Origin of the sequence: Moorella mulderi DSM 14980, assembly GCF_001594015.1 — a bacterium.
In the GTDB taxonomy this organism is placed as follows: domain Bacteria; phylum Bacillota; class DSM-521; order Neomoorellales; family Neomoorellaceae; genus Neomoorella; species Neomoorella mulderi.
The window spans coordinates 1-7,734 of the sequence record NZ_LTBC01000027.1 but is presented as its reverse complement, the minus strand read 5'-3'; the positions used below and the strand labels follow the sequence as shown (position 1 = coordinate 7,734).

Annotated in this window: 7 protein-coding genes and 2 pseudogenes; 8 read left to right on the top strand and 1 reads right to left on the bottom strand. The window is 53.9% G+C overall.

Translation table 11 applies throughout. The features are described from left to right. From MOMUL_RS14825 to MOMUL_RS14805, 6 genes and pseudogenes are all read left to right on the top strand, one after another. Positions 1–374, top strand: a pseudogene (locus tag MOMUL_RS14825) (GGDEF domain-containing protein); the annotation flags it as partial. 296 nt (positions 375–670) lie between these two features. Continuing rightward, positions 671–1,498, top strand: a complete 828-nt coding sequence (locus MOMUL_RS14820) for a GGDEF domain-containing protein (protein ID WP_062286151.1) — start codon at positions 671–673, stop codon at positions 1,496–1,498. Between the two features lie 77 nt (positions 1,499–1,575). Beyond that, positions 1,576–3,687, top strand: a complete 2,112-nt coding sequence (locus MOMUL_RS14815) for a PocR ligand-binding domain-containing protein (protein ID WP_236713136.1) — start codon at positions 1,576–1,578, stop codon at positions 3,685–3,687. A 161-nt stretch (positions 3,688–3,848) separates the two neighbouring features. Beyond that, positions 3,849–4,706, top strand: coding sequence for a GGDEF domain-containing protein (locus MOMUL_RS14810; RefSeq protein ID WP_062286149.1), 858 nt, complete (start codon positions 3,849–3,851; stop codon positions 4,704–4,706). A gap of 56 nt (positions 4,707–4,762) precedes the next feature. Continuing rightward, a complete protein-coding gene (locus tag MOMUL_RS16785) occupies positions 4,763–4,939 on the top strand; it encodes a hypothetical protein (protein WP_161485038.1) in 177 nt (58 codons plus the stop codon). Between the two features lie 232 nt (positions 4,940–5,171). Next, positions 5,172–6,788, top strand: coding sequence for a GGDEF domain-containing response regulator (locus MOMUL_RS14805; protein ID WP_062286147.1), 1,617 nt, complete (start codon positions 5,172–5,174; stop codon positions 6,786–6,788). Positions 6,789–6,801: 13 nt separating this feature from the next. Here MOMUL_RS14805 and MOMUL_RS14800 read toward each other — a convergent pair. Then, a pseudogene (locus MOMUL_RS14800) lies at positions 6,802–7,068 on the bottom strand (Mu transposase C-terminal domain-containing protein); the annotation flags it as partial. An 89-nt stretch (positions 7,069–7,157) separates the two neighbouring features. Here MOMUL_RS14800 and MOMUL_RS14795 point away from each other — a divergent pair. Together MOMUL_RS14795 and MOMUL_RS17965 are read left to right on the top strand one after the other, a co-directional pair. After that, positions 7,158–7,496, top strand: a complete 339-nt coding sequence (locus tag MOMUL_RS14795) for a helix-turn-helix domain-containing protein (protein ID WP_062286143.1) — start codon at positions 7,158–7,160, stop codon at positions 7,494–7,496. A 54-nt stretch (positions 7,497–7,550) separates the two neighbouring features. After that, on the top strand, positions 7,551–7,734 hold a 184-nt coding region (locus MOMUL_RS17965; RefSeq protein WP_153018450.1), incomplete at its 3' end, for a helix-turn-helix domain-containing protein.

Sequence of the window (7,734 nt, the reverse complement as noted above, 5' to 3'; positions counted from 1 at the left end):
AGATCAACCGGGCGAACAGGGGCGGGCTAAAGGTAGCCCTGGTTCTGGCCCGGTCTGAAAGGTTGGGTAAGGGAAAGATTGGGGAATGCGCCAGGCAGGCGCGGCGGCGCCTGCGCGAGATAGACACTGTCATAGAGCTCAGCAAAAGCACACTGGCGTTGATTCTCCCTCATACGGGGAAAGAAGGCGCGCAGGTGGTGACAACGAAACTGGAGGGCTTCCTTCCCGGGACGTGGAGCTACGGGATTGCGGTATATCCCGACAACGGGAAGGACGGGGAAGAGCTTTTCGCCTACGCCGAAGTTGCCCTTAAAGAGAGCTGGGAGAAAAAAGAGCCTGGTGCGCCAGCACAGCAGCAGGCGTCTGACACTTAGCATCCCAGGACTATTTCCGCAGTCCAGATTCTTAACCCCCCGGTCAACGGTGCAGTGTTACGCTTAAAGGGAAGTTACGGAGATAGATACTTAAAAGCTGTATTGGGGCGGGTCCTCATAGAACCACAAAATTATACGCATTTAACCGCAAGGTTTAACCCTCCTCAAAATGCTTGAGGCGTGTGCTTCACAGAAAATCTATGTGCTGTAACAGCAATGGGAGAGCTTTTAGAAAAAGCCGTAGTCGCCGATAAGGCGGCTGTATAGCTGTAAAATTTTCTGCCGGGGAAAAGGAGATGAATTTAGAAAGGTTCTATCCCATCGACTGGCTGCGAGTGGCTTGCAAAGGGAGTAAGTTTTTTATTTACCTCCTGATACTCGCCTGGCTGGTATGGTTTATCCGTACCTCTCAACTGAGAGTTAGAAAGAGAACGGCCGTGGTTCTGCTTTTTATCGGCCTGCCCTTGGTGCTGGCCGGCATTTCCCTGGACCTTGTAGGAGAGTTTTTCCGTCTCTCTACATTGCTCAAAAGAATAGTGGGCGAACTTATCCTTTCCAACACCGGTACCTTTTTAGTCCTATATTCGATGGTGTTGATGGTCATGGAACTGGCCCGGGCTTCATGCCGTTACCAGCGCGAAGCTGAAAGCGACCCGCTTACCGGCCTATACAACCGGCGGGCCTTTTTTGCCTCGGCGGAGAGCGTGCTAAAGGAGGCCCGGGAAGGGAAGCGCAACCCGGTGCTGGCTATTTTAGACCTAGACAACATGAAGAAAATCAACGACACCTGGGGACATCAGTATGGGGATGAAGCCCTGAAACGGGTGGCTCAGGCCATCCAGAAAAGCGTCCGGGAAGGGGATGTTACGGCCCGCTATGGGGGCGACGAATTCGTCATCCTCTTTCCAGGTAAAGGGCCGCGCCTGAAGACACTCCGGGCCCGGCTTGAGAGGCACCTGAAAGCGATACGCTTTTCCGGCACGGAGATACCCTTGAGCCTATCGGTGGGACTGGCGCGGTTTCCGGCAGACGGAAAAGACGTAGATGCGTTGCTCGCAGTGGCCGACGCCAGGATGTACGCGGACAAGGAGGCAAAGAAAGGCCGCCAAAGGGCCGGCATTTAACACTCTCGCGGGACTGCCGGTCCGGCAAGCAGGCCTTTTCTGGCGAGCACTCCCAGCAGGAGGTATGTGGTTCCTTCATGGAGAGAGAGAAATTAATGCAGTACTACGAAGAACTGAAACAGATCGGCTTACAAAAACTTCAAGACAGCATGAGCCAGGCCCTGGGGCTGGCAGCTTCTGTCACCTACCCGGACGGACAACTCCTCACCAAAACCTCCAACCTATGCTCTTTCTGCGCCCTCCTTAATGCTAATCCAGAAGGAAGATCCAAGTGTGAGGCTTCACGTGTAATCTTTGCCAGGGCTGCCGTGGACGCAGGGAGAGCGATTCTCGACACCTGCCATGCCGGGCTGGTACATGTGGCAGTACCCCTCCGGGTAGCAGGAAAAACAGTAGCGGTACTGGTGGGCGGCGGTGTAACACTTAAGCCGCTCACAGAAGAGGAAGTAGCCGAACTTGCCCGGGAGACAGGCATAGACCAGGAAGAGCTCTGGGTAGCGGCCCAAGGGGTACCTTTGTGGTCTGAAGAACGGCTGCGGAAAGCGGCGGAGATGATACGGGCAGTAACGGAAACTTTGGCCCAGCTGCTATACACCAAGCAGGAACAGCAGAAAAAGGCAGACGAACTCATCGCTCTCTTTGAATTCAGCAAAACAGTTTCCGGCAGCCTGCAGGTGGCCGAAGCCGCCCGGAAGGGACTTCAAGCGGTGCTGAAATTGACCGGTGCCACCAGCGGGTCGGTGGTGATGCTTAGCGAAACGGAGCCGGGGGCGGCAGCTCTTGAAGTGGCGGCTACCCTGGAGTCCTCTAATGACTTAAAAGTTATTCCTGCAGGGGAAATAATAGCCGCCGTTGGGCGGGAAGCTATCGCCGCGCACTTTGATAGCCGTCCCGGAGAAAGCAGGCCCGAAGAAAAGCGGCCGGCAGTTGCAGTACCTCTTACAGCTGGGGGCAAGGTAACGGGGGTACTCACCTTAGCAGGCAAGCCGGGGGGGCAGCGCTTTACCGGAGAGGAAGCTATCTTTTTGACCACCCTGGGCACCATTCTGGGGCTGGCGCTGGAAAATGCCCGGCTTTTCCGGAAGGTGCAGGAAAGGGCAGCAATGCTTGAACGGCTGATCGAAGTAGGGCAGGTGTTATCGAGCCACCTTGATGTGGATCTAGTGTTTGAATCGGCCCTGGCAAGTGTGAGGGACGTGCTGGGTGCACGGTGGTGTGCCCTGCGGGTGCTTGACGAAAATACCGGCGAACTGGTGCTGAGGGCCAGCCTGGGTATGAGCCCGAAGTTGCAGGCGAGGTTCGCCCGCGTCCGGCCGGAGGATAACTTGTTGGGTGAAGTGCTCCAAAAAGGGGAAGCCGTGGTAGTGGAGGACCTGGCCGCCGACGGGTCTGGCAGGCACCTGCCCTACTACGCGCTTGAGATGCGGGCCCTGGTTGTGGTGCCGGTGAAAGCAGGCGGAAAGATTCTGGGCACATTGAAGGTTTATTCTCCTGTACCGCGCCGCTGGTCGGAAGAGGAAGTTGAGTACCTGGGTACCGTTGCAGCTCAAGTCGGGTTAGCGCTGGAAAACGCCCGCCTTTACTCCTCCCTGCGGGAGTACTACCTGAGTACCGTACAAGCGCTGGCGGCGGCATTGGAGGCCAAGGACGTATACACGAGGGGGCATTCCATCCGGGTAGCCCAATGGGCACGCTCCTGCGCCCGTATGCTGGGACTTAGTGCTGAAGAGGAGGAACAGGTTTACATGGCCGGCCTATTACACGACCTAGGCAAAATTGGCATACAAGAGGACATTCTTCTTAAAGCGGGCCCCCTCACCCCGGAAGAAAGAAAAGAGATGCAGGGTCATCCTGAAGTAGGAGCCAGGATCCTGGAACCGGCCCGGTTCCCAGCGGCGGTTATTGCAGCCGTACGGCACCATCACGAAGACTATGGAGGCGGGGGTTATCCGGCTGGCCTATCAAGAGAGGAGATCCCGCTTCTGGCGCGCATTATTCGTGTGGCGGATGCCTACGACGCCATGACCTCCGCCAGGCCATACAGAGAAGCATTTACCCCGCAGGAGGCATATGAGGAATTGAAACGGTGTGCAGGCCGGCAGTTTGACCCCCGGGTGGTAGAGGCATTTTTACGGATTCCGCAAGAGGAAATGGAAGATATTGCTATACGGGGGGGGGGGGCACCCTGATAGCTCTGCTTGGCGAAATACTTTTTTTACTGAGGCGGCCGCTCTGACCAGAGCCGGGTCATACTATGGCGGGGAGGGCAACAATTGAGGCGGGATGGCTTATACTGGACTATAAAAAATGCGAGGTCATCTGAATAATGAGTTTAGAGCAGGCTAAGACCTTGTCTGAGTTCTGTAAAACCGTGATATATTTTTTATCCGCCCTGGGCATGGAGATTTGCCTTCATAAAGGGCGTAACCGGAAAGGACGCGGGCCAGAGAAATTGCTGGTGCTAGGACTATTAACTATGGGTACCGGCACTTTTCTGAGTGCGTATGGGGTCAAACTTGGTCTTCCCGAAAGCTGGGGAAAAATCCTGGGCGACCTGGTGCTGGTTAACGCCGGTACGGCAGTTACTATATTAGCTGTGTACCTCCTGACCCTAAAATTCCACCTGGTAGCATTGGCGCTCAAGAAAGAAGCAGTTACCGACCCCCTTACAGGCCTTTACAACCGCAGGACCTTTTTCCGGGAACTGGACTGCAGGTTAGAAAGGGGCGGCAGTTTGGCGGTGGCCGTGCTGGACCTGGATAACATGAAACAAATAAACGACACCCTGGGCCACCAGATAGGGGATGAAGTTTTGCGGGCAGCCGCAAGAGCCCTCAAAAAGACAACACGTGAAAAAGATATAGCTGCCCGGTACGGGGGAGACGAATTTGTAGTTCTGTTTGCCAGTGAGGGCCCGCGAGTAGAAAAGTTCAAGGCCAGGCTTAAAGAGAACCTAATGGCAGAGCTGCCTTATACTGGGGAGATTGAGGTTGGCATTTCTACGGGGGTAGCCTACTGCCCCGAGGACGGCGAAGACGCCCGCTCTCTTCTCTCGGCTGCTGACGCGCGCATGTACGCTGAGAAAGAAGCCAAGAAGAACCACTATTATGCATTTGGCCTGCTGGCTGAAAACAGTAAGCCGCTGGAAGTCGGAATAACCCGGAAGAGGCCCTTTACACTAGTGGAAGGGAGAAGGGAACTATTTTAGCAGGAGGGCGTAGTCGCCGCTACTAAAAAGAGAGGGTTTTAACAACTGGTACTCGCTTGGGTGGTATGGTTTATCCATACCTTTTAGTTGAGGGCCAGAAAGAGAACAGCAGCAGTTCTGTTTTTCTCGGCTTACCCATGCTTCTCGCCAGCATTTCGTTGCATCTTCAGTACTTTGCTGAAGAGAATAGTAAGGAAGCTCATTCTTTCCGAGATTTGGCAGAAATAAAATAAAAGTATCCTGCTTTGAGAAAGCCCCGACCGAAAGCCTGTGCGTTATTCTTGGTGACACTTCATATGGCTTATAAAGGTTAAAACGAGAAGGGTCAAGGTGGACAACAAAGAACGCATTAGAGAGTTGTATTTTAAGAGGGACACTCTTTTTGGGCCACAAGCCGCAAGGTTGAAGGTGGCCTTTCCTGTTAATAATCGAGCAGCAAGCAGCTTTTTACTTGGAGGCAGGCTGATGGACAGGGTTCCAGGGAAGAAAATACTCATAGTAGAGGACAGCAGGCTTCAGGCCCAGATAGCGGCGGATATCCTCAGCAGGCACGGATATATGACTGAAATTGCCCTCACCGCAGAAGAGACCCTGCAAAAGGCATCCGGTCCGGAATGTCCCGACCTCATTCTGATGGACATTGACCTGGGAGAAGGGATGGACGGAACGACGCTCTCCAGACGGATTCAGCAGGTTAAAGACATCCCCGTGGTATTTCTCACCGCCATCTCTACCCGGGAGGCTGTAGAGCAAGTCCGCTCGGTCACGCGCTACGGGTATGTTCTGAAGGGCGCCCCGGAACACGTGCTGGTGTCCACCGTAGAGATGGCCCTGAAGCTCCATGAAGCCCTCTCCCTGGCACAAATGTACCGCAGGATAGTCGAAGGCTCCTTGACGGAGGTCTATATCTTTCATCCCGACACGTTAAAGTTCCTGGCGGTCAACCGGGGGGCCAGGGAGAACCTTGGCTACACCGAAGAAGAACTCCTGGACATGGACATCATGCAGCTAATGCCGGAATTTGATCGGGAGAGATTCAGATCCCTTCTGGCTCCTTTACAGCAGGGCGAAAAAGAAAAGATCATATTTGACGCCATGCACCGCCGGAAAGACGGCTCCCTCTACCCGGTGGAAGCGCACCTGCAGCTCTTCGGCCATGGGAAAGACGGCATAGGCGTGGCCTTTATATTGGATTTGACAGAACGCAGGAAAATGGAAGAAAAGCTGAGACAGCAGGGAGAGTTTCTGCAATCGCTCCTGGCCGCCCTGCCCGTTGGCATCTTTATCATCGACCCCGCATCCCATCGCATCGAGGAGGCCAATCTGGAAGCGGCGGCCATGATCGGAGCCGCACCCGAAGAGATCGCAGGCAGACCCTGTTGGGAATTTTTCCCGCAATCCGCAGGAAGCTGTCCTATTACTGTCGCGAAGGAAGAGGTTGACCGCTCCGAACGGCTTTTGCGCCGGAAGGACGGGCTGGAGATCCTCGTGCTCAAGACGGTCAAACGCTTGCGTACGGACAGCGGGGAGAAACTGGTGGAAACATTTATAGACATCTCCGAACGCAAACACCTGGAAGAAGAGCTTTATCGCCTCTCTATCACCGACCCCCTGACCGGTGCTTACAACCGCCGCTATTTTTTAGAAATGCTGGAAAGAGAAATTGAGCGTACGCGGCGGACGGGGCATCCCTTCGCCCTGATCATGCTTGACCTGGACCACTTCAAGGGCATCAACGACCGTTTCGGACACGCCGCCGGCGACCGGGTTCTTAAGAGCCTGGTGGCCGCCTTTAAGGAGAGGCTGCGCAAGACAGATTGCCTTGCCCGCTGGGGCGGGGAAGAATTCGTCATACTCCTTCCGGAGACCGGAGTAGAAGGGGCAGCTACACTTGCGGAAGAGCTAAGGCAGAAGCTGAGCGAAATGGAGATCCCCGGGGTGGGCCTGGTGACGGCTAGTTTCGGCGTGACGGGCTACCACCCTGGCGACACGGTGGACGCCGTCACCCAGAGGGTTGATAGTGCCCTCTACCGCGCTAAAGGGAATGGGCGGAACTGCGTCTGCGTCGGTGGTCCGCATTAGTCCTGCGGCTCAGGCGGCCGCGCCCTCTTCTTTTCAGGCTGGCATTGGTCGCAAAGTCCACCTGCCTGGCCTCTCCCACCTTTAACCCTTCGCGGTACAAAAGGACGGGCCGGGCCGGGTTTAAAAGCCACTCCGGGTCATACCGCACCTCCAGGCGCAGTCCGGCCAGCTGCGGCTCCGTTTCAAAGAGGACATTCTCTAAAGAGAAGGTAGCATCATGGTTAACTTTGCGCATGACCCGCAGGAGGAAATACTCATCCAAAAGCGCCGGGTCGGGAAAGAGGCGTATCCGCTCGATCTATTTAGCCCCCTAACTACTTTGGACAAAAAGTCTTAAGTCTGCTAGATTAAAAGAAGGGGGCAGCCATAATGGAACGGAAGAAATATCCAGTAGAACAAAAATTAAAGATCGTCCAAGAATGCCTCGAAACCGGAAACTGTGCAGTAGTAGCCAGAAGATATGGTCTATCTTCCAGCATGGTTAACCGGTGGACGAGGAATTATCGCCGCTATGGGGAAGCGGCCTTTACAGGAAATAGCAGCAAAACCTCAAAAGGAAGCCAGGGTATTAATTCCCACCTAAAAGAGCTAAAAGAAACAATAACTGAAAACGAAAAACTAAAGAAATTATTAGGGGAAAAAGAATTAGAGATAGAGATCTTAAAAGACCTGCTAAAAAAAACCAACCCACACTTACAGATAAAGTAGAGATAGCAAGTAAATGGATCTCAAGGAAAAAGGAGATATGGTGGTGGCCGTCCTATCAAGGGTTATTCCTACAACAGGCAACAAGAACCGGTTAGTGATGAACAAATAAAGGCATGGCTAAAGGAGCTAATTGAGGGCGAAGGCTTCGCCTATGGCTATGTCAAGATGACGATTATCTTAAAACACAAGTATGGACTGATTATCAACAAAAAGAAGGTTTACCGCCTTTGTAAAGAAA

What these genes read in the sequence shown, in the direction of transcription:
- MOMUL_RS14805 (WP_062286147.1), top strand. Translation starts at nt 5,172, where the DNA reads ATGGACAGGGTTCCAGGGAAGAAAATACTCATAGTAGAGGACAGCAGG.
- MOMUL_RS14815 (WP_236713136.1), top strand. Translation starts at nt 1,576, where the DNA reads ATGGAGAGAGAGAAATTAATGCAGTACTACGAAGAACTGAAACAGATC.
- MOMUL_RS14820 (WP_062286151.1), top strand. Translation starts at nt 671, where the DNA reads ATGAATTTAGAAAGGTTCTATCCCATCGACTGGCTGCGAGTGGCTTGC.
- MOMUL_RS14795 (WP_062286143.1), top strand. Translation starts at nt 7,158, where the DNA reads ATGGAACGGAAGAAATATCCAGTAGAACAAAAATTAAAGATCGTCCAA.